General features: G+C 66.3%; 24 protein-coding genes. 9 read left to right on the forward strand and 15 right to left on the reverse strand.

What is annotated here, in order from left to right:
- The first annotated feature begins 92 nt into the window (after window positions 1–92).
- The 6 genes from cdd (at window position 93) to ISP20_RS18875 (ending at window position 4,622) form a co-directional block, all read left to right on the forward strand.
- Window positions 93–500: a cytidine deaminase gene (cdd, locus tag ISP20_RS18850; RefSeq protein ID WP_204637680.1), complete on the forward strand. Its 408-nt coding sequence runs from the start codon at window positions 93–95 to the stop codon at window positions 498–500.
- 41 nt (window positions 501–541) lie between these two features.
- Window positions 542–1,111, forward strand: coding sequence for a nitroreductase family protein (locus tag ISP20_RS18855; protein ID WP_204637681.1), 570 nt, complete (start codon window positions 542–544; stop codon window positions 1,109–1,111).
- On the forward strand, window positions 1,099–2,001 hold the full coding sequence (locus ISP20_RS18860; RefSeq protein ID WP_204637682.1) for a 5'-3' exonuclease: 903 nt from the start codon (window positions 1,099–1,101) through the stop codon (window positions 1,999–2,001). The genes ISP20_RS18855 and ISP20_RS18860 overlap by 13 nt, the downstream gene beginning before the upstream one ends.
- A 170-nt stretch (window positions 2,002–2,171) precedes the next feature.
- Window positions 2,172–2,747 carry an NUDIX hydrolase gene (locus ISP20_RS18865; RefSeq protein WP_204637683.1) on the forward strand — a complete coding sequence of 192 codons (576 nt, stop codon included), beginning with the start codon at window positions 2,172–2,174 and terminating at the stop codon, window positions 2,745–2,747.
- Between the two features lie 92 nt (window positions 2,748–2,839).
- A complete protein-coding gene (locus ISP20_RS18870) occupies window positions 2,840–3,205 on the forward strand; it encodes a hypothetical protein (protein WP_204637684.1) in 366 nt (121 codons plus the stop codon).
- Between the two features lie 220 nt (window positions 3,206–3,425).
- Entirely contained in the window at window positions 3,426–4,622 is a 1,197-nt protein-coding gene (locus ISP20_RS18875; RefSeq protein WP_204637685.1) for a GGDEF domain-containing protein, read from the forward strand.
- Between the two features lie 72 nt (window positions 4,623–4,694).
- On the opposite strand, the gene ISP20_RS18880 is transcribed toward ISP20_RS18875, so the two are convergent.
- The 11 genes from ISP20_RS18880 to ISP20_RS18930 form a co-directional block, all read right to left on the reverse strand.
- Complete coding sequence (locus tag ISP20_RS18880; protein WP_204637686.1) at window positions 4,695–5,072, reverse strand: cupin domain-containing protein; 378 nt, start codon at window positions 5,070–5,072, stop codon at window positions 4,695–4,697.
- Between the two features lie 391 nt (window positions 5,073–5,463).
- Window positions 5,464–5,766 (reverse strand): STAS domain-containing protein, encoded by a 303-nt coding sequence (locus tag ISP20_RS18885; protein WP_204637687.1) that lies wholly within the window; start codon window positions 5,764–5,766, stop codon window positions 5,464–5,466.
- An 11-nt stretch (window positions 5,767–5,777) separates the two neighbouring features.
- Entirely contained in the window at window positions 5,778–6,962 is a 1,185-nt protein-coding gene (locus ISP20_RS18890; RefSeq protein WP_204637688.1) for a methyl-accepting chemotaxis protein, read from the reverse strand.
- Window positions 6,963–6,978: 16 nt separating this feature from the next.
- Window positions 6,979–8,076, reverse strand: coding sequence for a protein-glutamate methylesterase/protein-glutamine glutaminase (locus tag ISP20_RS18895; RefSeq protein WP_204637689.1), 1,098 nt, complete (start codon window positions 8,074–8,076; stop codon window positions 6,979–6,981).
- Window positions 8,077–8,184: 108 nt separating this feature from the next.
- A complete protein-coding gene (cheD, locus tag ISP20_RS18900) occupies window positions 8,185–8,844 on the reverse strand; it encodes a chemoreceptor glutamine deamidase CheD (protein ID WP_204637690.1) in 660 nt (219 codons plus the stop codon).
- A complete protein-coding gene (locus tag ISP20_RS18905; RefSeq protein ID WP_204637691.1) occupies window positions 8,841–9,722 on the reverse strand; it encodes a CheR family methyltransferase in 882 nt (293 codons plus the stop codon). Before ISP20_RS18905 ends, cheD begins: the two co-directional genes overlap by 4 nt.
- A 2-nt stretch (window positions 9,723–9,724) precedes the next feature.
- Window positions 9,725–11,443: a methyl-accepting chemotaxis protein gene (locus tag ISP20_RS18910; RefSeq protein WP_204637692.1), complete on the reverse strand. Its 1,719-nt coding sequence runs from the start codon at window positions 11,441–11,443 to the stop codon at window positions 9,725–9,727.
- Between the two features lie 26 nt (window positions 11,444–11,469).
- Window positions 11,470–11,976 (reverse strand): chemotaxis protein CheW, encoded by a 507-nt coding sequence (locus ISP20_RS18915; RefSeq protein ID WP_204637693.1) that lies wholly within the window; start codon window positions 11,974–11,976, stop codon window positions 11,470–11,472.
- Between the two features lie 245 nt (window positions 11,977–12,221).
- Window positions 12,222–14,201 (reverse strand): chemotaxis protein CheA, encoded by a 1,980-nt coding sequence (locus tag ISP20_RS18920; protein ID WP_204637694.1) that lies wholly within the window; start codon window positions 14,199–14,201, stop codon window positions 12,222–12,224.
- Between the two features lie 77 nt (window positions 14,202–14,278).
- On the reverse strand, window positions 14,279–14,641 hold the full coding sequence (locus tag ISP20_RS18925; protein WP_204637695.1) for a response regulator: 363 nt from the start codon (window positions 14,639–14,641) through the stop codon (window positions 14,279–14,281).
- Window positions 14,642–14,655: 14 nt separating this feature from the next.
- Complete coding sequence (locus tag ISP20_RS18930; RefSeq protein ID WP_204637696.1) at window positions 14,656–14,970, reverse strand: STAS domain-containing protein; 315 nt, start codon at window positions 14,968–14,970, stop codon at window positions 14,656–14,658.
- 192 nt (window positions 14,971–15,162) lie between these two features.
- On the opposite strand from ISP20_RS18930, the gene fliK reads away from it, so the two are divergent.
- From fliK to ISP20_RS18945, 3 genes are all read left to right on the forward strand, one after another.
- Complete coding sequence (gene fliK / locus ISP20_RS18935) at window positions 15,163–16,305, forward strand: flagellar hook-length control protein FliK (RefSeq protein WP_204637697.1); 1,143 nt, start codon at window positions 15,163–15,165, stop codon at window positions 16,303–16,305.
- On the forward strand, window positions 16,302–16,577 hold the full coding sequence (locus ISP20_RS18940) for an EscU/YscU/HrcU family type III secretion system export apparatus switch protein (RefSeq protein ID WP_204637698.1): 276 nt from the start codon (window positions 16,302–16,304) through the stop codon (window positions 16,575–16,577). Before fliK ends, ISP20_RS18940 begins: the two co-directional genes overlap by 4 nt.
- A gap of 105 nt (window positions 16,578–16,682) precedes the next feature.
- A complete protein-coding gene (locus ISP20_RS18945) occupies window positions 16,683–17,891 on the forward strand; it encodes a DUF2252 family protein (RefSeq protein ID WP_204637699.1) in 1,209 nt (402 codons plus the stop codon).
- Between the two features lie 9 nt (window positions 17,892–17,900).
- On the opposite strand, the gene ISP20_RS18950 is transcribed toward ISP20_RS18945, so the two are convergent.
- The 4 genes from ISP20_RS18950 to motD form a co-directional block, all read right to left on the reverse strand.
- Complete coding sequence (locus ISP20_RS18950; protein ID WP_204637700.1) at window positions 17,901–18,845, reverse strand: SphA family protein; 945 nt, start codon at window positions 18,843–18,845, stop codon at window positions 17,901–17,903.
- Between the two features lie 215 nt (window positions 18,846–19,060).
- Window positions 19,061–21,016, reverse strand: coding sequence for an AI-2E family transporter (locus ISP20_RS18955; RefSeq protein ID WP_204637701.1), 1,956 nt, complete (start codon window positions 21,014–21,016; stop codon window positions 19,061–19,063).
- Window positions 21,017–21,099: 83 nt separating this feature from the next.
- Entirely contained in the window at window positions 21,100–21,561 is a 462-nt protein-coding gene (locus tag ISP20_RS18960; protein WP_204637702.1) for a chemotaxis protein CheW, read from the reverse strand.
- Between the two features lie 49 nt (window positions 21,562–21,610).
- A complete protein-coding gene (gene motD / locus ISP20_RS18965) occupies window positions 21,611–22,753 on the reverse strand; it encodes a flagellar motor protein MotD (RefSeq protein WP_204637703.1) in 1,143 nt (380 codons plus the stop codon).

The following is a 22,753-nucleotide window of genomic DNA, read 5'->3' on the forward strand; positions in this document are numbered from 1 at the left end:
GTCGCCGCTGCAACGGAGTTAACTGGCCCGCCACCGGTACCGAAAACGCCTTGGGCGACGGTATGGATGGGGATCCCGTAATGGAGATCCCGATGACCGAAGTCGTTGTTTCCGATGTCCTGCTGAAGCTGGCGCGCCAGGCGCGCGAACATGCGTACGCCCCCTATTCCCACTTTCTGGTCGGCGCTGCGCTGGTAACCCGCGACGGCCGCTACTTCAGTGGCTGCAATGTGGAAAACGGCTCCTATGGCCTGTGCAACTGCGCCGAGCGCACGGCGCTGTTTTCGGCGGTGGCGGCCGGTTGCCGTCCCGGCGATTTCGCCGCGCTCGCGGTGATTGGCGACACGCCCGGCCCGATCAGTCCCTGCGGCGCCTGCCGCCAGGTCATGTCCGAACTTTGCAGCCAGACCATGCCGGTGTGGCTGGGCAATCTGACGGGTACCGTGCAGGAAACCACCGTACAGGCCCTGCTGCCGGGATCGTTTCGACTGGTCAGCTGACAAAGCGTTAGCATCTGGGTTTGGCCTCCCCGGACCTCCCCATGTCGCATCCTCTTGCCCTGCTGCAAACCCGTCATTCGGCGCCGTCGCGCCAGCTGGGTGAACCCGGTCCCGACGCGGCCACGCTGAAGACGCTGCTGGAAGCGGCCATCCGCGTGCCCGATCACGGCAAGCTCGAACCCTTCCGCCTGATCGTGCTGCAAGGCGAGGCCAAGCAGGTGTTCGGCGAGCGGCTGGCCACGCTGTCCCTGCGCGTGAATCCGGACATGACCGAATCCAAGCGCGAGAAAGACCGCACCCGCTACGACTTCGCGCCGCTGGTGGTGGTGGTGGTCGCGCGCATCGACGCCACCAGCAAGGTGCCGGTGATCGAGCAGCAGCTGTCCGCCGGATGCGTCGCCTACAACCTGCTGCTGGGCGCCGAGGCGTTGGGTTTCGGCGCGCAGTGGCTGACCGGCTGGGCGGCGTACCAGCGCGACGCGACCGCCATCCTCGGCCTGAAGGACAACGAACAGGTGATCGGCTTCGTGCACATCGGCAGCACGCAGATCGAGGTGCCCGATCGCGAGCGCCCGCAGCTCGACCAGGTGGTCAGCACATGGACGCCATGAGCCGTCCAGCCGTCCATCTGGTCGATGGCAGCCTGTATGTGTTTCGCGCCTGGCATTCGATGCCGGACGAGTTTCACGACGTCGACGGACATCCCGTCAATGCAGTGCACGGCTTCACCCGTTTCCTGTGCGAACTGCTGGAACGCGTGAAGCCCGAGCATGTGGCGGTGGCGTTCGACGCCTCGCTCACCACCTCGTTCCGCAATGCGATCTACCCGGCCTACAAGGCCAACCGCGAACTGCCGCCGCCGGATCTCGAACGCCAGTTCGTGCTCTGCCGCGAGGTGACGCAGGCGCTGGGCATACCGGTGATGATCGACCACGCGTTCGAGGCCGACGACCTGATCGGCAGCGCCATGTGGACGCTGCGCGGCCACGGTTTCCGCAGCGTGATCGTTTCGGCGGACAAGGACTTCGGCCAGTTGCTGGGCGAATTCGACGAACAGTGGGACTACGCGCGCAACCTGCGCTGGGGCCCAGCGGGCGTGCACGAGAAGCTGGGCGTGCATCCGCATCAGGTGGCCGACTATCTCGCGCTGTGCGGTGATGCGGTGGACAACATTCCCGGCGTGCCGGGCGTCGGCGCCAAGACGGCGGCTGCGCTGCTGGCGCATTTCGGCAGTCTGGATGCATTGCTCGATCGCGTGGACGAAGTGCCGTTCCTGCGCCTGCGCGGCGCCGCCAGTTGCGCCGCGAAACTGCGCGAGCATGCGGAATCGGCGCGCCTCTATCGCCGTCTTACCCGTATTGCGCTGGACGCACCGGTGCCGCCCGAAGCGGACGCCCTGCGCCGGCTGCGCGGCGAGGCCGAAGCAATGGATGCCTTGTGCGAGCGGCTGCGCTTCGGCCCGCTGACCCGTACGCGCCTGAAGGCCTTGCTCGAGGTCTAGCCGTTACCTTGTGGGAGCGCACCCTGTGCGCGACGGCCACGCCTGGGTGTATCGCTCCGTAGGTTTGTCGCGCACAGGGTGCGCTCCCACATGGCGCAAACGGACACGGTTGTCGGCGGCAAGGGCACGCGGCAACATGCAGGACTCCCAGCTGCCCTGCGGCCACGCCGATGAATCATCCCGATACCCGCATTCCCGCCGATGCCAATGCACCGGTGGAAACCCTTTATGTCGGCAAGTGGCTGAGCCTGCGCAAGCGCGGGCGCTGGGAGTATGCCGAGCGCAACAACCCGGGCGGCGCGGTGATCATCCTGGCGGTGACGCCCGACGACAACGTGCTGTTCGTCGAGCAGTACCGCGTGTCCATCCTCAAGCACACCATCGAGATGCCCGCGGGCCTGGTCGGCGACCTGCACGAGCACGGCGATGAAGACGCCCTGCTTGCCGCCGGCCGCGAGTTGGAAGAAGAGACCGGCTACCGCTGCGGACGGCTGGAGTTCGTGCATGAAGGCCCGTCGTCCTCGGGCATGAGCACCGAGATGATCGCCTTCGTGCGGGCCTGGGACCTGCAGAAGGTCGGGCCCGGCGGCGGCGACGAGAGCGAGAACATCATCGTCCACGAAGTGCCCCGCGCGCAGGCCGGCGCATGGCTGTTCGCGCGGGCGGCCGAGGGTTACTCGATCGACCCGAAGCTGTTCGCCGGCCTGTGGTTCATCGAGCACACCGAGCTGAAGGGCCGAATCTGAACACAATCCTTCGCGGGAGCTAAAGATTTCGGCGGGACCGCCGATGTGAGTCATGTCGACCCATCCAAACTGACCACATCACGGACCCCCTTATGAAGAAGACCCTGATCGCCGCCGCCCTGTTCCTGGCCGCTCCGCTGGCCGCCCATGCCGCCTGCGCTCCCACCGATTTCGCCGTGCAGGACTTCAAGATGAAGCTCGTCGGCGCCGGTGCTGCCGCCCGCCTGAGCCTCAGCGGCTCGCTGGTGAACCATTGCGCCGAAGCCGCTGCCGCGCAGATCAGCATCGACGCGAAGGACGGTGCGGGCAAGGTCATCCAGAGCAAGAAGGGCTGGCCGGCCGGCACCACCAACATCGGCCCGGGCCAGTCGGTGGAGTTCGATCTGGGCCGCCTGTTCCGCTTCGATCCTGAAATGCAGCAGTACACCGTCGGCGTGGCCGACGTGCGCACCTGGTAATCCTCGTTTGGTGTAAGCCCCCACACTCTGTTTTTGGTTATTTTTTTCGAGGCTCCTCCCGGGGCCTCTTTTTTTTGCGCTGCGGGGCATGCCCTACAAATGTGACGCAGTTCAAGTTTTGGAAGATTTGTCCGATATGCTTGGGTGACCCAGTCAACGCCTCGTCGGAGGCCCAGGGCGTCCTCTTGGCCAAGAGGGTTCGCTGGTACCAGGGAGCGCCATGCATCTAGACATCCCCACCCTGACCCTCGTCAGTCTGCTGATGGGCATTGGCGCGTCGATTGGTTTCACCTCGTTGATGGCGGTGTTGAACACCCAGAGGGTGTTGCGCATCTGGGTGGCCAGCATCTGGATCAACACGTTGGGCATCACCCTGATCGGGTTGCGCAACCACATTCCCGATCTGGTTTCGATCGTGGTCGGCAACGGCCTGCTGGTCACCGGCAACATCCTTGCGCTCAAGGGCATTGCCCAGCATCTGGCACTGCCGATGCGCTGGCGCTGGCCGTGCAGCCTCGCGGCCGTCTACACCGGTGCCATCGCCTGGTTCGCCTTTGCCTCGCCCAACCTGGGCGCGCGCTTGCTGGCCGGCAGCCTGCAGGCCATGGCGTTCAACTTTGCCTATGCGTACCTGTTGCTGCGCTACAGCGAGCCGGACATCCGCAAGAGTTGCCGCATCGCGGGCGCGGTACTGGTGACCAACGGGCTGTTCTACCTGGCCCGCGTGTTCACTCCGCTCGATCCGACCTCCAGCCAGGACTTGATGATGGCGGGCCTGCCGGTGGCGGCGACGTATGTGGTCGGCATCCTGACCACGCTGGCATCGTACTTCGCGCTGCTGCAGCTGATCACCGAACGGCTGGTGGTCGACCTGCGCCGCGCGGCGCGCACCGACGGCCTCACCGGCCTGCTCAACCGCAGCGCCATCGTGGCGGAAGGACGGGCGTCGCTGGAGCGCTGCCTGGAACGCGGACAGCCGTTCGCGCTGCTGATCTTCGACCTCGATCACTTCAAGCAGATCAACGATCGCTGGGGCCACGACGCCGGCGATGCCGTGCTGCGCCACGTCACCGAGATGATGCGCAAGGCGATCCAGTGGCCGCGCTACCTGGCCAGCCGCTACGGCGGCGAGGAGTTCGTGGTGGCGCTGCCCGGAGCCACGCTGGTGCAGGGCCTGGAAGCCGCCGAACGGCTGCGTCTCGCGCTGGCCCATTCGCATGCGCGTGTCGGTGACCAGACCATTCCGGTGACCGCCAGCATCGGCGTCGCCAGCGCGCGGCACGGCACGCGTTTCGAGCATCTGGTACGGCAGGCCGACCAGGCGATGTACCGCACCAAGTTCGACGGCCGCAACGGCGTGAGCTTCGCCGGCGATCGCGATTCGCGCCTGGTCGAAGCAGGCGATTCGCGCTGCTGAGTGTTTCGCGCAGCGTCGACCGGCTCGCCGAACGGGCCAAGCCGGCCGCCATCGTCGTCCCGGCATGCGCCGCTATTTGGCCGTCTTCAGTTCGACCACCAGCGCCTTGGTCGGCGTGGTGCCCATGTTCTGGTTGCTGTGCGTGATGGCCTCGCTGTAGATCGCCTCGCCCGCCTTGCGTTCGGTCTCGGTGACCTTGCCATCGGGCGTGGTGGATTTGGCTTTGCCGCCCGTCTCGAAATAGACGACGTTGGCCGGGTGCGAATGCATCGGCAGCGATTCCCCGGGTTTGAGCCAGACTTCGATCACCCTCACCTGATCGTTGTCGATCAGCACCTTGGTGTTCTTCGGCGCCACCTTTGCCATGTCCTGGGCCAGGGCCGATCCTGCACAAACACAGGCCAGCACCAGCAACGCACACTTCATGCCGCACGGAACGGAAATAGCCATCGCACGTTCTCCCGCTGTTGGACGAAGTCAGTTGGGCCTCCGATCGGGTAGCGCCCGCGGAAGCCTGCTGTTGGGACGTCCCTATCCCGGCGGAGACACTCCGCCGCATGCCCCTGCATGGATCCGAACGGCTGCTTTCATGCAGGACGACGCCGATGTCGCCGTGTTGGCGTCATGTGCGTGCGCAGGTCGAGGGGGCGGGAGCGACGACGTGTGCGTTGAACAACGCCGGACACGAAAGGCCGGGAGATTACTCCCGGTGACTCGAAGAAACCTACGCCCCGTCCGGGGCAGCGTCAATCGAGCGGAAGGCCGAGCCGATCCAGGCCGCTTTGCCTTCGCCACGCTGACTCGATGAGGGGAAGTTCCGCTTTGAACAGCGGCCCGATCGTCAGTGCAGCACGAACAGCTTGTCGAAACCGGCCACCCGCAGCGTGCCGCGCAGTCCGGTGTCGGCGTTGACGATGCGGATTTCCGCGCGGTCGGCGCCGGCGTGTTCGCGCAGCAGGAGCAGCATGCCGAGGGCGGAGCTGTCCATGCTGGCGACTTCGCCCAGGTCGATGACGTAGCTGCGCGCGGCGCGTCCGCCGAGGCAGGCGTCGTGGAAGGCGCGGTGCACGGTGAAGTCGAAGCGCTCGCCCAGTTGCAGGGTGACGCAGTCGAGGTCGGGGTCGTGGTGAACGGTCAGGCTCATGGCTCAGTTCCTCAAAACAGTTCGATCTCGCCGGCATCCATCGAGTTCTGCAGCGCCGGGCCGCGCGAACGGATGCGGGCCTTTTCGCGCTGGATGGCCAGGCGGTTGCGCACGCGCTCGGCACGCTGGGCCAGCGATTCGGCGTCGATGGGGCTGCACGCCAGCTCCTGGATGTCGCGGGTGCATTCGGTGGTGATGTCCTGCAGTTCCACCAGGCGCTGGCGCGTCTGGTTGATCAGCTGGCTGAGGATGTCCTCGAACTGCAGCGAGCGCACCGTGGTGGCCACGTCGGTGCCCAGGCCGCGGTTGATCTCCACCACCTGGTCGGCGACCTTGCTGGTACGTGCATCGCTTTCGGTGACGTGGGCCATCATCGCGTCGATGCCGCCCTTGGCCGAGAGCGCCACGTTGAGGTCCTGCGAGGCCATCGTGCCGACCAGGCCGCGCAACTGTTCCATCGCGGTGCGGGCGCGCTCGACGTGGCTGCCGATCTGTTCGTTGAACTGGTTGGAGTGGCTGGCGAGGTTGCGGATCTCGCCCGCCACCACCGCGAAACCGCGGCCCGATTCGCCGGCACGCGCCGCTTCGATGGCGGCGTTGAGCGCCAGCAGGTTGGTTTCCTCGGCGATGGTGTTGACGTTCTTCAACAAGCCGAACACCGCGTCCATTTCCTTGGCCATGCCGTCGATGCGGTAGACGATGCGCAGGCTCTCGCGCGACATCTGCACGATCATGTCGACGAAGTGCGCCAGCAGATCGCTGGTGCGTGCGGCGAAATCCTGCACCGACACGCCTTCGCTCTGACCGTCGATGATCTGGCGCAGCAGCGATTGCTGCATGCCGGTCTTGCGCGACAGGCCGTCGAAGCCGCCGCCGAGTTCGGACACCGCATCGCGCAGCAGGTCCAGCGCCTGATGCAGTTCGCGGGTGGCGTGGCCGAGTTCGTCGACCAGCGAGCTGCGCACTTCTTCCAGCGCTTCGCGCACCGGTTCGTGATGCGCCAGCGAAGCTTCGATGACGGGTTCGGCAACAGGCATCGCACGACGCGTCTCGACGATCCACGCCGCGGTGAGCAGAACGATGATGACCGGGCCCAGCCAGGCCGACGGCCACAGCATGGTCAAGATCAACGCCACCGCGCTGGCGGCAAGGCCGGCCACGGGGCGCACGCGCATGAAGGAAAGGAAGGCATGCATAGACATCATCCGCAGATCAGGTGGCCGGCACGGCGGCGCGGGAAACGGGTTGGTGCGCCATCGCGAGCAGGCGCGCGGCAATGTGTTCGAGCGGAAGCTTTTCGCTGGCGGCGCCCAGCTTCCAGGCGGCGCCGGGCATGCCCCACACCACCGATGATTCTTCGTCCTGCACCAGCGTGTGCGCGCCGCCCTGCTGCAGTTCCAGCAGGCCGCGCGCGCCGTCGTCGCCCATGCCCGTGAGCAGCGCCGCAATCGCGGCCTTGCCCACGCTGGCGGCCATCGAGCGGAACAGCACGTCCACGCTGGGCTTATGACGATTCACCGGCGGGCCGTTGTGCAGGCGGCACACATACTTGGCGCCATCCCACATCACCAGCAGATGCTGGCTTCCCGGCGCGATGTACGCGTGGCCCGGCTGGATCGGCTGGCCGTCGCGTGCTTCGCACACGCGCATGGCCGAACAGTGGTCCATGCGCGAGGCGAACGGACCGCTGAAAGCGGCGGGAATATGTTGCGTGATGACGATCGGCGGCGCGTCCGGCGGCATCGCCTCGAGCACCACGCGGATCGCTTCGGTGCCGCCGGTCGACGCGCCGATCGCGATGATCGGCATGCCGCCGCGCGTTCCGGCGCTCTGCGCGCGCGGCAGCACGGCGTCCGCGGTGAGCCGCGGCGGCACATCGAGTTTGCGCACGGCAGCGCGCTGGCGTGGCCGTGCCAGCGCGGCCAGCTTCACCTTGGCGCAGATTTCCTGCGCGCCTTCGGCAAAAGTGCTGGCCAGATCGTTGCTCGGCTTGGTGAAGAAATCGACGGCGCCCAGCTCCAGCGCGCGCAAGGTGACTTCGGCGCCTTCCTGGGTGAGCGAGGAGACCATCACCACCGGCATGGGGCGCAGGCGCATCAGGTTCTCGAGGAAGGTGATGCCGTCCATGCGCGGCATTTCCACGTCGAGCGTGAGTACGTCGGGATTGAGCTGCTTGATCTTCTCGCGCGCAATCAGCGGATCGGCGGCGGTACCCACCACCTCGATGCCCGGATCGCACGAAAGCATGGTCGACAGCAGCTTCCGCACCAGCGCGGAATCGTCGACTACCAGGACACGTACTCTTTCCATCGCGTATTCGTCTCGCCTTCGTGGTACGGCGTGGGTGTCGGACCCGCGTCCGCCGGCCCTTGTCGGCGCCAGATGCCTGCCTGATGAAACCGTCGTGACGCGCTTGCGTCAGAACAGTTCCACCTCTCCCTTTATCGGATCGTTTGCCAATCGCTTGAGATACTGCCGCTCGCCGTCCACCAGCACGGTGTCGGTGCGGCCACGCAGCTGGCGCACGCGCGCCTTGCCGGTGGTGGGGAAAAACTGCACGTGGCGCGGATGCACGTCGCCCAGGTCTTCGGCGGCCACTTCCAGCCGCTCCGCTTCCAGGTAGCGCCGCACGAAGGCGATGTTGCGCTGGCCGATGTCGGTCATGGTGGCCAGCACGCGGCCGCCGCCGAACACTTTCACCACCATGTTCGCGCGCTGACCGCCGGCCTTGAGGATGGCGTTGATCAGCTGTTCCATCGCGTCGTTGCCGTAGCGTGCGGCGCGGCCCACGGTATCGGCCCAGCCACCGCGTTCACCGCCGATGGGCTCGGGCAACATGAAGTGGTTCATGCCGCCGATGCCGCGCACGCGATCGAAGATGCAGGCCGACACGCACGAACCGAGCACCGTCGAAATCATTTCCTGCTGCGCGCTCACGTAGAACTCGCCGGGCAGCACCTTCACCGTCATGCACGACTGCGCGGGGTCCCAGAAACGGCGCAGGTGTTCGAACCCGGGCAACACCCGGGCCGGGTCGTACTCGGCCCCTGCGGGAATCTTGACGGCAACACCATTCATGCACTGCGTTTCCGATAGACCGTGCGTCCGATCAGGTCGAAGTTGTCGTTGAGCCCGTACATCGACTCCGAGTGGCCGAGGAACAGGTAGCCGCCCTCCGGCAACAGGCCGGCGTAGCGCTGGAACAGGCGCTGCTTGGTCGGCTTGTCGAAATAGATCACCACGTTGCGGCAGAAGATCGCGTCGAACGGGCCCTGCATCGGCCAGTCGTGCAGCAGGTTCAGCGGCAGGATGCTGACCAGCTCGCGCAGGCGCGGATTCACGCAGACGTAGTCGGCGTAGTCGCCCTCGCCGCGCAGGAACCAGCGGCGCCGGCGTTCCACGCTGATCCCTTCCAGGCGGTCGAGCGCATACACGCCCTTGCGCGCCGTTTCCAGGGCCTGCGGCGACAGGTCGGTGGCGAGGATCTTGGCGTCCAGCTGTTGCGCGCCGTGTTTCTCCAGCGCTTCGGCCAGCACCATGGCGAGCGTGTAAGGCTCCTCGCCGGTGGCGCAGCCGGCCGACCAGATGCGCAGGCGGCCGCCGTTCTTCTTCTCGGCGATCCAGCGCGGCAGCAGTTCGTCGATGAGCAGCTCGAAGTGATGCGATTCGCGGAAGAACGCCGTGACGTTGGTGCTGATCGCGCTCGCCAGCTCACCCAGCTCCTGCTGCGGATCGCGCCGCAGCAGTTCGCAATAGGCCTGGAAATCGCGCAGCTTCAGCGCGCGCAGGCGACGCAGCAGGCGTCCCTGCACCAGCTGCCGCTTGTGCTCGCCCAGCGAGATACCGCATTGCTCGTAGACGAACGTGCGCAGGAATTCGAACTCGGCGTTGCCCAGCAACGGGCCGCCCACGGCCGCCACGCCACCGTTGTTGTCGATCGTGGCCGCCGTGCTCATGCTCAGAATTCCTTCCAGGCGCCGGCATCGGATGCTTCGGCGCGGACGGCGCGCGGTGCCGGTGCCGGCGCGTGCGAGCTGCGCACCGCGGCGAACACCGCTTCGGTTTCCGCCATCACCGACTGCGAACGCGCCTTCTCGGTCGCCACTTCGCTACCGCTTTCGCCCAGCTGGAAGAAGCCGACCTGGCGTGCCAGTTCGCTGGCCTGCTCCTGCATGGCGCGGGCCGCGGCCGCGGCCTCTTCCACCAGCGCGGCGTTCTGCTGGGTCATTTCGTCCATCTGCAGCACGGCGTGGTTGACCTGGTCGATGCCGGCGGACTGTTCCTGCGACGCCGCGGCGATTTCCGCCACGATGTCGGTGACCTTTTTCACGCTGTCGACGATGTCGGCCAGCGCCTTGCCGGACTGATCCACCAGCGCCGAACCTGCACGCACCTTCTCGGCGCTGTCGTTGATCAGGCCCTTGATCTCCTTGGCTGCACCCGCACTGCGCTGGGCCAGGTTGCGCACTTCCGTGGCCACCACGGCGAAGCCGCGGCCCTGTTCGCCGGCACGTGCGGCTTCCACCGCGGCGTTGAGCGCGAGCAGGTTGGTCTGGAAGGCGATTTCGTCGATCAGGCTGACGATGTCGGAAATCTTGCGGCTGGAATCGTTGATCTCGCGCATCGCGGAGCTGGCCTGCGCGGCCACTTCACCGCCGTGCTCGGCCTGGCGGCGCGTGGCGCTGGCGAGCTGGTTGGCGTGGCTGGCGTTCTCGGCGTTCTGCTTCACGGTGGAGGTCATTTCCTCCATCGACGAAGCGGTTTCTTCCAGGCTGGAGGCCTGTTCCTGCGTGCGCTGACTGAGGTCGTCGTTGCCGCGGGCGATCTGCTGCGCGGCCGAACTCACCGAGCCCGCACCGTGGCGCACTTCGCCCACGATGTTGCTCAGGCGCTCGTCCATCGTGCGCAGCGCGTCGAGCAGTTCGCCCAGCTCGTCCTTGCGGGTGTTGGCGATGTGGTGACCGAGCTTGCCGCCAGCGATGGCGTGAGCCACCTTCACGGCCGTGCCCAGCGTGTTGAGGATCGAGCGCATCAGCAGTACTGCCATCACACCGGCGATCAGCAGGCCGAGGATCAACGCGGCGATGCTGATGGTGCGCACGAACTGGTAGCGGCTCACCTGCGCGTCATAGATCTTCTTGGCGTCGCTGCGCTGTGCTTCGACCAGCTTGGCCAGCGAATCCTGGCGCTGCATCATCAGCGGACGGACCTGCATTTCCAGCAGTTCCGAGGCACCCGTGTCGGCCTGCTTCAGGGCGTCGACCAGCGAATCCTTGGCGTCCTTGTAGTCGGCATCGGTGGAGCGCCAGTCGTCGAACTGCTTCTTCACGCCGGCACTCATGGGGATGGCTTCGAACTGCTTCTTGAACGCCTCCATGTCCGACTGCATCTTCTCGTAATCGGCCAGCTTGGCCTTGACCTGGTCCGGCTTGCTGGTCAGCGAGCTGGCTTCGCCCAGCAGGATGAAGGACATCAGCGAGCGCTGCGAGATCTGCGAGATCAGCTGCGCGGGCACGATCTCTTCGTCGTAGATCTGGCCCATGCCGGCGTTCTGCTGCTGCATCGAGCCGATGCCGATCACGGCGCCGGCGATCAGCATCAGGCCGAGCAGACCGAGCACGGCACGCATGCGGTTTCGGACGTTCAGTTCCGGAGCTTTCAGTGCGAACTTCTTCATGATGATTCCAACCCTGCGTATGTCGGTCAGGCCACGGCTTTGACATCGGAGGCAGCTGGCAGCGCCGCCTCCAGCATTTGTGCGTCATGGGGTTGCAGCAGCTTGTCCACGTCCAGCAGCAGCACCATGCGCTCGCCGGCAGCGGTCAACCCCTTGAGGTATTCGGTATCCACGGTGGTGCCCATGTCGGGCACGGGGCGGATGGCGTCCGGCGTCACGTCGAGCACGTCGGAGACGGCATCGACCACCACGCCGAACAGGCGGCCGGCCACGGTGATGATCACGGTGACGGTGGTGGCGCCGTATTCCTCGCGCTCCAGACCGAAGCGCAGGCGCATGTCGATCACCGGCACGATGGCGCCGCGCAGGTTGAGCACGCCCAGCACGTATCCCGGTGCCTGCGGAATGCGCGTCACCGGCGTCCAGCCGCGGATTTCGCGGACCGCCAGGATGTCGATGCCGTATTCCTCGTGGGCGAGGTTGACGGTGAGGTACTGCGACTGGAGCGCCTCGCTCCGGGTGTTATCGGACATGTTCGCCTCGTGGTCGGGGCCGCGTGCGAGGCCCCCTATCGGGTTCTGGATCGGCGGTGGCGGGGGAAACTTGAGGGGAATGCGCGTTTTCGGCAGGAGCGCTTTTCGCGGCGATCGCCACTCCGCGCAACCTTTGTGGGAGCGCACTTGTGCGCGACGGTGCATGGATCACCGCCGCGGCATCCGGGTGTCGCGCACAAGTGCGCTCCCACAAGGGAGAGGGAAACGGGGCGCCCGTCGCTTGCTCAGGCCGCTTTCCTGCGCCCCTGCATGCGCACCAGGCCGGCGATGTCGACGATCAGCGCCACCGAGCCATCGGCAAGAATGGTGGCGCCCGACACGCCCTGCACGCGGCGGTAGTTCGCTTCCAGCGACTTCACCACCGCCTGCTGCTGGCCGATCAGGCCGTCCACGAACAGGCCCACGCGTGAACCGTCGCCTTCCACCACCACCATCAGGCCTTCCTCGATGGCGTGGATCGCTTTGTCGCAGCCGAACGCATCGTGCAGGCGGATCACCGGCAGGTATTCGCCGCGGAAGCGGAACAGCTCGCCGCCGCCGACCACGCTGCGCACCGCTTCGGCCTTCAGCTGCACCGATTCCACGATGGACACCAGCGGCACGATGTAGCGCTCCGCGCCCACCGCGGCGGTGAGGCCGTCGATGATCGCCAGGGTCAGCGGCAAGGTGATGGTGAACACGCTGCCCTTGCCCTGGGTGCTGCGGATGGTGACGGTGCCGCCGAGATCGGAGACGTTGCGGCGAACCACGTCCATGCCCACGCCACGGCCGGACAGATCGGTGGTGACGGCGGCGGTGGAGAAGCCCGGCTGGAAGATCAGTTCCGCCACGGCGTCGTCGCTCATGCCTTCGCCGCTGCTGATGATGCCGCGCTGGATCGCCTTGGCCACGATGGCATCGCGGTTGAGGCCGGCGCCGTCGTCGGACACTTCCACCACCACGTTGCCGCCGCGATGCGAGGCCTGCAGGGTGAGCGTGCCGGTGTCGCCCTTGCCCGAGGCGCGGCGCTTGTCCGGTGTTTCGAGGCCATGGTCGATGGCGTTGCGCACCAGGTGCACCATCGGATCGCCGATCTTCTCCAGCACCGTCTTGTCCAGCTCGGTCTGTTCGCCGACCAGCTCCAGCTTGACCTGCTTGCCCAGCTTCTGGCTGATGTCGCGCACCATGCGCGGAAAGCGGTTGAACACCGAGGCGATCGGCAGCATGCGAATGCCCATCACGCTTTCCTGCAGCTCGCGCGTGTGGCGCGCCAGCTGGCCCAGCCCGTGTTCGAGCATGGCCAGCCGCTCGGCATCGATATCGCCTTCGCGGAAGGTGTCGAGCATCGACTGGGTAATCACCAGCTCGCCCACCAGGTTGATCAGTCCGTCGATCTTGTCGATCGACACGCGCACCGAGCTGGACTCGGTGCTGGCCTCACGCTGCGCACGCGCGGCGCCCGCATCGGCAACGGCCGGTGCTGCAACCGGCGTTGGCGCCGGCGCGGCGACTTCGGCGACGACGTGCTTCGCTTCAATGGTGAGATCGCATTCGTCTTCGACCCAATCGAACACGCCGGTGATATCGGCGCGCTTGACCGGACCGCTCAGTTCGATGGTCCAGCCGACGTGGCACTCGGTCGGTTCCAGCGCGGCGAATGCCGGCAGGCGGTCGAATTCGGGCGTGACCTGCAGCTTGCCGAGGGCGGCCAGCTCGCGGATCAGGCGCAGCGGTTCGTTGCCGCTGGCGAGCATGCCGGCATGCGGGCGGAAGCGGATGCTCCAGGCATCGGCCTGGTCCGCATCGCGTCGCGCCTGCAAGGCAGTGGCCGGCACGCCGCGTCTCATCGCTGCGGCCAGCTCGTTGCGCAGCCCTTCGGCCACCGCATCGTTGAGCGGCTCGCCGGCCTGGGCGCGGGCAAACATGCCGCGCAGGCAATCCACCGTGCGCAGCAGCAGTTCGATGATGGCGCCGTCGATGGCGCGCTTGCCGCTGCGCACTTCATCGAGCAGCGACTCGGCTTCGTGGGTGAACGAGGACATCTCCGGAAAACCGAAGGTGGCCGCACCGCCCTTGATCGAGTGCGCCGCGCGGAAGATGGTGTGCACCAGCTCCCCGTCGCCGCCTTCGTCCAGCGCAAGCAGCGACGACTCCATCGTGTCGAGTCCTTCCAGACTCTCTTCGATGAACACCTGTTGGAACTGCGCCAGACCAGCCTTGCTCATGGGGACACTTCTCTAAGAGATTACGGACGCACGTTCACCGCCGTCATGCCGGCGTTGCCGGCACGACGCAGTTGTCTTCAACCCAGCACGCGCTTGACGGTGGCCAGCAGCTGTTCGGGATCGAACGGCTTGACCAGCCAACCGGTGGCGCCGGCGGCCTTGCCTTCCATCTTCTTGTCGGTGTGCGACTCGGTGGTCAGCATCAGGATCGGCACGCCCTTGTATGCCGGCAGCGTGCGCAGCTCGCGCACCATGCTGAGGCCGTCCATCACCGGCATGTTCACGTCCGCCAGCACCAGGTCGAAGCTGCTGCCCTTGGCCGCGTCGAGCGCCAGCTGGCCGTTTTCCGCCTCGCTCACATCGTGGCCGGCGTTGCGCAGGGTGAAGGCCACCATGCCGCGCATCGAAGCCGAATCGTCAACTGCAAGAATCTTCGCCATCTTCCACCTCAGTTTCAGGCCGGCATCGGTGCCGGCAGTTCCAAAGCCTGTGCGAGGCCGAGCACGCCGGCCGCGTCACGCATCACTTCGCTCACACCCAGCCACGCGGGCGACTGGCCACGCGCCGTCGCCTCGCGGCGGAACGCCACCAGCAGCTGCAGCGCGGCGGTATCCACGCGCTCCACGCCGGCGCCGTCCAACTGGGCGGCGGCGGCATCGAACGCTTCGATCAGTTCGGCCTTTACCTGCGCCACGCTGCCGAGGCGGAAATCGGCGGGCAGCGCGATCACGCGCGCCGCAGCCTTTGCCTCACCCGTCGTCTTGCCCATGGTGTGATCCTGTGCCTGCCCTTAGGGCGTCTACGGGTGGTTTATCGGCCATGCCGTTGTTCGCTTTAGCGATCTTTGTCCCGATCGAGTGCCGCCGATCCGCGCAAAATGGCCTCTCAAGTTTTTCCGAAGGCCGCCGATGCCTAGGGCACGGACGGGCGCGCATGCCGCTTCGTTCGCAAGGAGCTACGATTGATCATCCAACCCACCAGTCTCGCAGCCCTCGCCTGGGCCGGCGCTGCCTCCGGCAGTGCCGCCGAGAGTTGGCGTATCGGCACCGTGCTGTCGGCGCGACCGCTGGGGATCAATCAGGACGGCATGATGGTGCTGCAGATTGGCGCGCTGGCGGTGGAAACCGAGGCGCCGAGCGGCCAGCAGCTGCCTTCGCAATTCCAGGTGCGCGTGCTGACGCTGGGCGCGCAGCCGCAGCTGGAAGTGATCATGCCGCACATGCCCGAGCCGACCGTGCAGCTGGCCATGCGCGAGCGCCTGCCGCAGCAGAACGGCTACGCGCCATTGCTTGCCACGCTCGATGCGCTCGCCCAGCGCCCGGCGCTGCGCCAATTGCCGGCGTATCTGCGGCCCGCGCTGGCATTGCTGGAACACGTGGTGCGCACGCCGGCCGAGATCACCCGCGGCGAGGGACTGGAAGAAGCGATCAAGCGCAGCGGCCTTTTCCTGGAGGCCCAACTGGCCGAACCCAATCTCGATATGGCCGGCGTGAGCCAGGAAGACTGGAAGGCCGCCTTGCTGCGCCTGGCCAGCCTGCTCGACGACTACCTGCCCGCGCGTCGCTCCACCAGTGCTTCCAGCGAGACGCCTCCGCCGCTGCAACAGCGTGGCCTGCAGGCGCAACCGCGCGCCATGCTGCCGCTGTCGCTGCTCGACGACGATGTCGACGCCCTGCTCAGCCAGTTGCATGGCGAAGTGCGCGCTGCGTTGGCCCGGGTGGAAGTGGCGCAGTTGGAAGCGACCACCGCTTCCGCGTGGATGATCGAGATTCCGCTGCAAGGCGAGGACGGCCGCGACATCCTGCAGGTGCAGTTGCAGCAGAACACCGAGAGCGACACCGGTTCGTCGTGGACGTTCGGCTTCGCCATCGACCTGCCCGCGCTGGGACCGATCCAGGGCGAACTGCAACTGCGCGATCTGCGCCTGGCCGTGCGCCTGTGGGCGGAACGCGCCGATACCGTGCATCGCCTGGAGCAACAGTTCGGCCCGTTGCGGCAAACGCTGTCGGCGGCAGGTCTGATCCTTGATCAGCTGTCGTGCCAGCAGGGTCTGCCGCAATCGAGCCACGCGCACAGTGCGATCCTGCTGAGGACCACGGCATGAGCAACGCACTGCCTCCCGCGCGCCGCCGCGTCACCCTGCGTCTCTCCGGCGGCTCGAACCATGCTGCCGCGACGCCGGTCAGCCTGCCGCCCGAATCGCTGGAAACACTGCTGGCCCGCGCTCGCGCACTGGGCATTCCGTTGCACCAGGATCCGCAGATGGCCGCACTGCTCGCCTCGCTGCGCCTGCGCCAGGAAGTGCCCGCCACGCTGTACGCAGCCGCCGCTGCAGTGATGGCCTGCATCTACGACGCGGCCGACGCGCAGCACTGAGCGCACGTTCTTGCGAAGCGTGCGTGCGCACGCGATGTGCGTGGAAACACGACACACCCTTCATGTTTTGTCCGCAACAGTGATCCTGCACACACAGGATCGCTCATGGCCCGTTCCGGAAACTCCGCCGTTCCACCTGCAAAACGACAACGCGCACTGATCGAACGCCGCAACACCAAGATGGCGCGTTCCGCCCACGCCTACGTGCGTGGCAACACGGCGCAGTTCTACGAATGGCTGGACTCGTCGGCGGCACCGCCTCTTCCCGCCGGTCCGGCGATCTGGATCTGCGGCGACTGCCACATCGGCAACATCGGCCCGGTCGCGGACGACCAGGGCAAGCTGCACATCCAGATTCGCGATTTCGATCAGAGCGTGATCGGCAATCCCGCGCACGACCTGGTGCGGTTGGCGCTTTCGCTCGCCATGGCAGCGCGCGGCTCGGACCTGCCCGGCATCACCACCGCCAACATGATGGAGGCGATGCTCGACGGCTACGAATCCGCGTTTCCGGAAACCGACGATCCGGAACCGTGCATGCCCGGCACCATCAAACTGGTGATGCGGCAAGCCGCACGGCGCAGCTGGAAATCGCTCGCTGACGAACGCACGAACGGTGATGGGCTCGAGCTGCCGCTGGGCAAGCAGTTCTGGCCCATCCTCGCGAAGGAGCGCAAGGCCATCCAGGCGATCTTCCGCCAGCCCGAACTGGATGCGCTGGCCAAGCAGTTGCGGCGCCGCGATCCCAAGGGCGAGGTGAACGTGCTGGATGCCGCGTACTGGCGCAAAGGGTGCAGTTCGCTGGGCAAGCTGCGCTACGCCGCACTGCTGGACGTGGATGGCGAAGCGGTGGAAGGCGACGACCTCTGCCTGATCGACATCAAGCAGGCGGCCGCATCCATCGCACCGCACGCAAGCCGCGCCCGCATGCCGCGCGACCCGGCGCAGCGCGCGGTGCTAGCCGCGCAACACCTGTCGCCTGCGTTGGGCAACCGCATGCGTCCCACCCAGCTGCTGGACAAGCCCGTGTTCGTTCGCGAGCTGATGCCGCAGGACCTGAAGATCGACATCGCACGATTGCGGCGCAAGCAGGCGCGCCGCGTTGCCGCCTTTCTCGCCCATGTGGTCGGGCATGCGCACGCTCGCCAGATGGACGCCGCCACACGTCGATCGTGGTGCCGTGAATTGCGGCGCAATCATTCGCGCACGCTCGATGCGCCGTCGTGGTTGTGGACGGCGGTGACCGGCTTGCTGTCGATGCACGAGCGCGATTATCTCGACCACTGCCGGCGCTACGTGGGCGGCAAGGCGTGAAGCATTCGATCAAAGCGTGATGGTCGCCGACAGCATCGCCGGATTGCCCTTCAGGCGATTGGTGACGTCGAACTCGTGCAGCCAGCGGAACGAGAATTCGGCCTGGCCGCCCTGCCACTTCTTGAGGTAGTTGACCATCGGGCCGACGCCCAGGGAATGGCCCTTGAAGCCATTGAGTTGATCGGCGATCGGACCGGTGTCGTCTTCCAGCTGATAGATCCAGCCACCGACTGCGCCAAGGCCCCAACCCGAAGGAAAGCGCTTCATCAACAAGGTATCCAAGCGATAGACCGCACCGTTCTGGTAATCGGTCGCCTTGTCCTTGGTGTAGAAGTCCACGGCCGTGGTGGCACTCCATTCCAGCGAGCCTTGGTCGAACAACGCGGTGTAGCCCACGGTAGGCGAGAAGGTCCAGGTGTTGAGGCTCGCATTGGCCAGGCGGCCATCCTTGTAGTCGCCCGTCGGTGCGTAGAGATACAGCGAGAACGAGATGTGCTGCGTCTGACTGAAATGATGACTGGCGATGACCGGTGCAAAGAACAAGTCGTACGGGGCCAGCACGTGGGACGAGCGACTGGTATTGAAACTGCCCAGCCGCGCGTTCACGTTGGCGTCGACGTAAGCGAACGGCAGCGTCATCATCGAAGCGAAATTCCACGACGAGGGTTGCGTCTTCCAGATGTACAGGCCGGTGAAGGTGGCCAGTTGGAACTCCGCCTTGAGTCCAAGCGCCGCGCCGCCACCCGCAATCGGCACCTGTTTGGAGGCGCTGATCGAGCCGTCGTAATAGGCGTAGCCGTACTGCCAGGTGAGGCCGGGCGTCGGCGGGATCAATCCCGAGTACGAACTCGCCTGCAGGCCGGTGATGGAGCGTCCCACACCGGTTTCCGTGGCATGCAGCGGCAAGGCAAGCAGCGTAGCCAGCAGGGCGGAATACAGCGCAACTCGTTTCATGGCAGCTCCGGACCCCTGGGCAGATACGCAACGGCATGCGCCTTCCGCGTGGCAAACGAATTCCCGCGCACCGCCTCAGCCTCTACGGATCAGGGGCGTCAAACAAGCGAAAATCCACCTATGGGTTCTAGGTAGAACTACGGAATAAACGGCGTAGCCGGCGCATCAGGAAATGGCCTGGCGCGCTGCGCTCCATGCGCCGACGGCGTGCCGCTTCAGATCGCGGCGTTGTGCTGCGCGGGTTTCGCGCCGCCATCCGGAAAACGTGCGATCGCCTGCTGCGCCGCCTGCTCCAGCGAGGTCACGAATTCGTTGACGTCGGTGTTCGGCGGTGGCGCCACCTCGGCCGCCGCCAGCGGCTCGGGGAACATCACGCCCACGATGCAGGCGTGCGCGATGCGGGCGTGCACCAGCGACACGGTATCGTCGAAGGTGTCGCGCTCCTTGATCGGGCTGGTGCTGACGATGTAGACCATCGACACCGCGTTGGGCGTCAGCTCCGGATGCGCCTGCGCGTCGAAGGCCTGGAAATCCGGGATGGAGATATGCCGCGCGTCGATATGCAGGTCGCGCAGGATGCGCGTCAGCAACTCGGTGGACAGGTCGTCCGCCATCGAACCCAGGCCCATGCACAGCACCAACGATCCGGGCGGCACGGCCAGCGGCCCCTGGAACCGGCCCATGGCATCTTCGCGATGCTGGCGCAGGCTCTGCCCGATGGTCATGCTTTCCAGCACCGAGGTGCGGCGACGCCAGCGCGTCCAGCGACTTTCCTGGCTGTCGAGCGACTCGACCACCGTGACGATGGCCTGCTTCACGGACAGCTGCTGCGATCCGCTGATCGCCCCGTTGGCCAGGTCGATGCGCGCCAGTTGCAACGCCGGCAGCAGCACGGCATCGCAGTAGGCGGCGAAACTCTTGCGCTTGAGGAAGTCGCGCGCCTCGCTGATGATCTCGCCTGCGTCGCCGGACAGGGCACGCTGGTACACGCGTTGCGGCAAGGTGAGCGCCGGCGTGTCGCCGAGCAGGATATTGAGCAGGTCCAGGGCCTGCACGTGACGCCCCGCCACCACCAGGCACAGCGTCAGCGGCGTCGACATCAGCAGGCCTACCGGACCCCACAGGCCGCTCCAGAAAATCGCCGCGACCACCACGGCCAACGGAGTAAGACCGGTGGTATGGCCGTAGAGGAACGGCTCGATCAGCTGCGACACGATGATCTCGACCGCCAGGTAGAGCAGCAAGGTCATCAACAACACCGACCAGCCCGGCGCCACCGCCGCGGCGAACAGCGCCACCAGCGCCGCCACCAGCCATACGCCGATATAGGGCACGAAGCGCAGCGCCGCCGTCAGCAGTCCCCACAGCAGCGCGCTGGGCACGCCGATCAGCGTCAGACCGAGCCAGATCGCCACGCCCACGCCGAGGTTCACCGAAAACGTCGAGATGAAGAATCGCGACAAACGTTCGCCCGCGTCGTTGATCGCGGCCGTGGTGGCACGCAGATCCGCACCGCCGGCCAGGCGGATGAAGCGATCGCGCAAGGATTCGTGTTCCAGCAGCACGAAGATCAACACCACCAGCACGATACCTGCCGTTTCCACCGGCACCCATGCCGTGGTCAACACGCGAGTGAGCAGCCCCACCGGCTCGGACGGCGGCTTGGTCGCTTGTGGCGAAGGCTTCGCCGACGGAGCGGTGTTGGTGAGATAAGGCGGCGCCAGGAACGACGGCGCCGTGCTTCCACTCGCCGCGGGCGCGCTGCCCTGGCCTGAATCGTCGATCACCTTGCCCAGTTCGCCGCGCACCACGTCAAGCCGGCCGAGCGTTTCCTCGCGCAGCGACTTCACCTTGCTGCGGATGGTCACCTCGTACTGCGGCAGACTGCGCGCCACGTGCACTACCTGCGTGCCCATGATGGCGGTCACGCCGGTCACGATGACCACCAGCGCGACCACCGCGATCAGCACCGATGCCGTGTGGCCGAATCCGATGCGCCGGTAGATGCGCACCCAGGGCGCCATCAGCAGGCTGAGGAACAGCGCCAGGATGATCGGCACCAGCACTTCGCGCCCGAAATACAACAGCGCCAGCACGCAGGCCAGCGCGATGATGACCACGGCACGCTGACTCGCCGTCGCGGCGGTTGGCACGGGCACTGGCGACGACATGGGCTTCTCCTTTCCACTGCGGTTCGCCGGGATCGGTGTCCCGGCGTGCCGCAAGGATAGCCGTGCTCAGCGTATCGAGTACGTCAGGCCGCTTCGTGCTCCAACGGCAGGCGGCAAAGGCGGCGCACATCGAGCAAGGCCACGAAGCCGCCCTGCGAGGGCAATACACCGTGCACGGGATCGTCGTCTCGATCCGTGCCGCCGGGCAGCGGCGGTGCGATGTCGGCGGCGCTGGCTTCCAGCAAATCGCCGATGGCGTCCACCCGGATGCCGACCAGATGCGGACCGTGCGAGAGCATCACCTGGCGTACCTGGAAGGGGTCCATGCGTTTTTCGTCGGACAGCCCCAGCCGACGGCGGCCGTCGAGCACCGGCACGATGCGGCCGCGCAGGTGGCGGATGCCCAATACCTCGGGCGCCGAGCCCGGCACGGGGGTCAACTCGCCATCGCGAAGCACTTCGCTCACCTGCGTCAGCGGCGCGGCGTAGGACTGCCCGCCGATGCGGAACGACAGCCAGTGCTCGGTGTTCTTCACGTGTTTCATGGCAGCGACTCCCCTGCGTTGACTTTGCCTGGTACGACGGTCTTGCAAATCACGGGCCATGCTCCGGAGCGGCTACATGGGCCGATCCCACGGTGATGGCGCCCGCGGCGACGTTGGGCAGGCTGGCGCGCGGCGTCACTTCCGGCCCGGATTCGCCCTCCTTCGGCTCCGCGCGCTGCGGCCTGGCGAGGATGACCTTGTTCACCGGCACGTCGTCGGCCTGCCGGGATGCCACCACTTCCATGGTGGGCAGGGCTGTCGCGGGCTTGTTGGCAACCACGGGGGCTGCGGGCGCAACGCTAGTGGCAGGTGCCGGCGCTCCCTGGGTGCCCGCGGTGAGCTGGCCGGTGCCCGGCGCCACGTTCTCGATGCGCTGGGGCTCGCCCTCTTCGCTGAGCACCACGATCAGCACGCGGCGGTTGCGGTTGCGTCCGTCCTCCGTCGCATTGTCGGCATTGGGGTGGTATTCGCCCCAGCCCATGATGCCCAGCCGCGTGGGGTCCACGCCCTGCTCGGTGAACAGGCGCGCCACGCTGGCCGCACGGGCGGCAGACAGCTCCCAGTTGGAGGGATACAGCGCGGTGTTGATCGGACGATCGTCGGTGTAGCCCTCGATGCGCACCGTATTCGGGAACGGCTTGAGGATCGAGGCCATGCTGTTGAGCACTTCGTTGGCTTCCGGCGAGAGTTTCGCCACGCCACTGGGGAACAGGATGTCGGTGCGCAGCTCCACTTCCAGCCAGGAGGTGGTCTTGCGCACGATCACCATCTGCTTGTCGATCAAGGGCTGCAGCGCGCGCACCACCTGGTCGCGGATCATGTCCAGGTTGCGCTTCTCGCTCGCCGGCGCAGCGGCGCGCGAGTCCACCGCGCGCACCATCTGCGGACGCCCGGGAATGGGCACGCTCACCGGAATGGTCGCCGCGCCCGGCTGGCTCGCCGGCGAGGCGATCGCCGGATCGACGTTGTGCGGCTGCGCACGCGTCTGCGGCATCGGCGCAATCACATGGCTGGAGCCGTTGAATGCCTCGATGATCGAATTGGACATCACGCGGTACTTGCCTTCGTTCACCACCGACACCGCGTACATCACCACGAAGAAGGCGAGCAGCAACGTCATCAGGTCGGCATAGGGGATCGCCCATGCTTCGTGGTTGACGTGATCCTCGTGGTGTTTTTTCTTCCTGGCCAC

It is taken from the genome of Dyella kyungheensis (genome assembly GCF_016905005.1).
In the GTDB taxonomy this organism is placed as follows: domain Bacteria; phylum Pseudomonadota; class Gammaproteobacteria; order Xanthomonadales; family Rhodanobacteraceae; genus Dyella; species Dyella kyungheensis.

What these genes read in the sequence shown, in the direction of transcription:
- cdd (WP_204637680.1), top strand. Translation starts at nt 93, where the DNA reads ATGACCGAAGTCGTTGTTTCCGATGTCCTGCTGAAGCTGGCGCGCCAG.
- ISP20_RS18855 (WP_204637681.1), top strand. Translation starts at nt 542, where the DNA reads ATGTCGCATCCTCTTGCCCTGCTGCAAACCCGTCATTCGGCGCCGTCG.
- ISP20_RS18860 (WP_204637682.1), top strand. Translation starts at nt 1,099, where the DNA reads ATGGACGCCATGAGCCGTCCAGCCGTCCATCTGGTCGATGGCAGCCTG.
- ISP20_RS18865 (WP_204637683.1), top strand. Translation starts at nt 2,172, where the DNA reads ATGAATCATCCCGATACCCGCATTCCCGCCGATGCCAATGCACCGGTG.
- ISP20_RS18870 (WP_204637684.1), top strand. Translation starts at nt 2,840, where the DNA reads ATGAAGAAGACCCTGATCGCCGCCGCCCTGTTCCTGGCCGCTCCGCTG.
- ISP20_RS18875 (WP_204637685.1), top strand. Translation starts at nt 3,426, where the DNA reads ATGCATCTAGACATCCCCACCCTGACCCTCGTCAGTCTGCTGATGGGC.
- ISP20_RS18880 (WP_204637686.1), bottom strand. Translation starts at nt 5,072, where the DNA reads ATGGCTATTTCCGTTCCGTGCGGCATGAAGTGTGCGTTGCTGGTGCTG.
- ISP20_RS18885 (WP_204637687.1), bottom strand. Translation starts at nt 5,766, where the DNA reads ATGAGCCTGACCGTTCACCACGACCCCGACCTCGACTGCGTCACCCTG.
- ISP20_RS18890 (WP_204637688.1), bottom strand. Translation starts at nt 6,962, where the DNA reads ATGCATGCCTTCCTTTCCTTCATGCGCGTGCGCCCCGTGGCCGGCCTT.
- ISP20_RS18895 (WP_204637689.1), bottom strand. Translation starts at nt 8,076, where the DNA reads ATGGAAAGAGTACGTGTCCTGGTAGTCGACGATTCCGCGCTGGTGCGG.
- cheD (WP_204637690.1), bottom strand. Translation starts at nt 8,844, where the DNA reads ATGAATGGTGTTGCCGTCAAGATTCCCGCAGGGGCCGAGTACGACCCG.
- ISP20_RS18905 (WP_204637691.1), bottom strand. Translation starts at nt 9,722, where the DNA reads ATGAGCACGGCGGCCACGATCGACAACAACGGTGGCGTGGCGGCCGTG.
- ISP20_RS18910 (WP_204637692.1), bottom strand. Translation starts at nt 11,443, where the DNA reads ATGAAGAAGTTCGCACTGAAAGCTCCGGAACTGAACGTCCGAAACCGC.
- ISP20_RS18915 (WP_204637693.1), bottom strand. Translation starts at nt 11,976, where the DNA reads ATGTCCGATAACACCCGGAGCGAGGCGCTCCAGTCGCAGTACCTCACC.
- ISP20_RS18920 (WP_204637694.1), bottom strand. Translation starts at nt 14,201, where the DNA reads ATGAGCAAGGCTGGTCTGGCGCAGTTCCAACAGGTGTTCATCGAAGAG.
- ISP20_RS18925 (WP_204637695.1), bottom strand. Translation starts at nt 14,641, where the DNA reads ATGGCGAAGATTCTTGCAGTTGACGATTCGGCTTCGATGCGCGGCATG.
- ISP20_RS18930 (WP_204637696.1), bottom strand. Translation starts at nt 14,970, where the DNA reads ATGGGCAAGACGACGGGTGAGGCAAAGGCTGCGGCGCGCGTGATCGCG.
- ISP20_RS18940 (WP_204637698.1), top strand. Translation starts at nt 16,302, where the DNA reads ATGAGCAACGCACTGCCTCCCGCGCGCCGCCGCGTCACCCTGCGTCTC.
- ISP20_RS18945 (WP_204637699.1), top strand. Translation starts at nt 16,683, where the DNA reads ATGGCCCGTTCCGGAAACTCCGCCGTTCCACCTGCAAAACGACAACGC.
- ISP20_RS18950 (WP_204637700.1), bottom strand. Translation starts at nt 18,845, where the DNA reads ATGAAACGAGTTGCGCTGTATTCCGCCCTGCTGGCTACGCTGCTTGCC.
- ISP20_RS18955 (WP_204637701.1), bottom strand. Translation starts at nt 21,016, where the DNA reads ATGTCGTCGCCAGTGCCCGTGCCAACCGCCGCGACGGCGAGTCAGCGT.
- ISP20_RS18960 (WP_204637702.1), bottom strand. Translation starts at nt 21,561, where the DNA reads ATGAAACACGTGAAGAACACCGAGCACTGGCTGTCGTTCCGCATCGGC.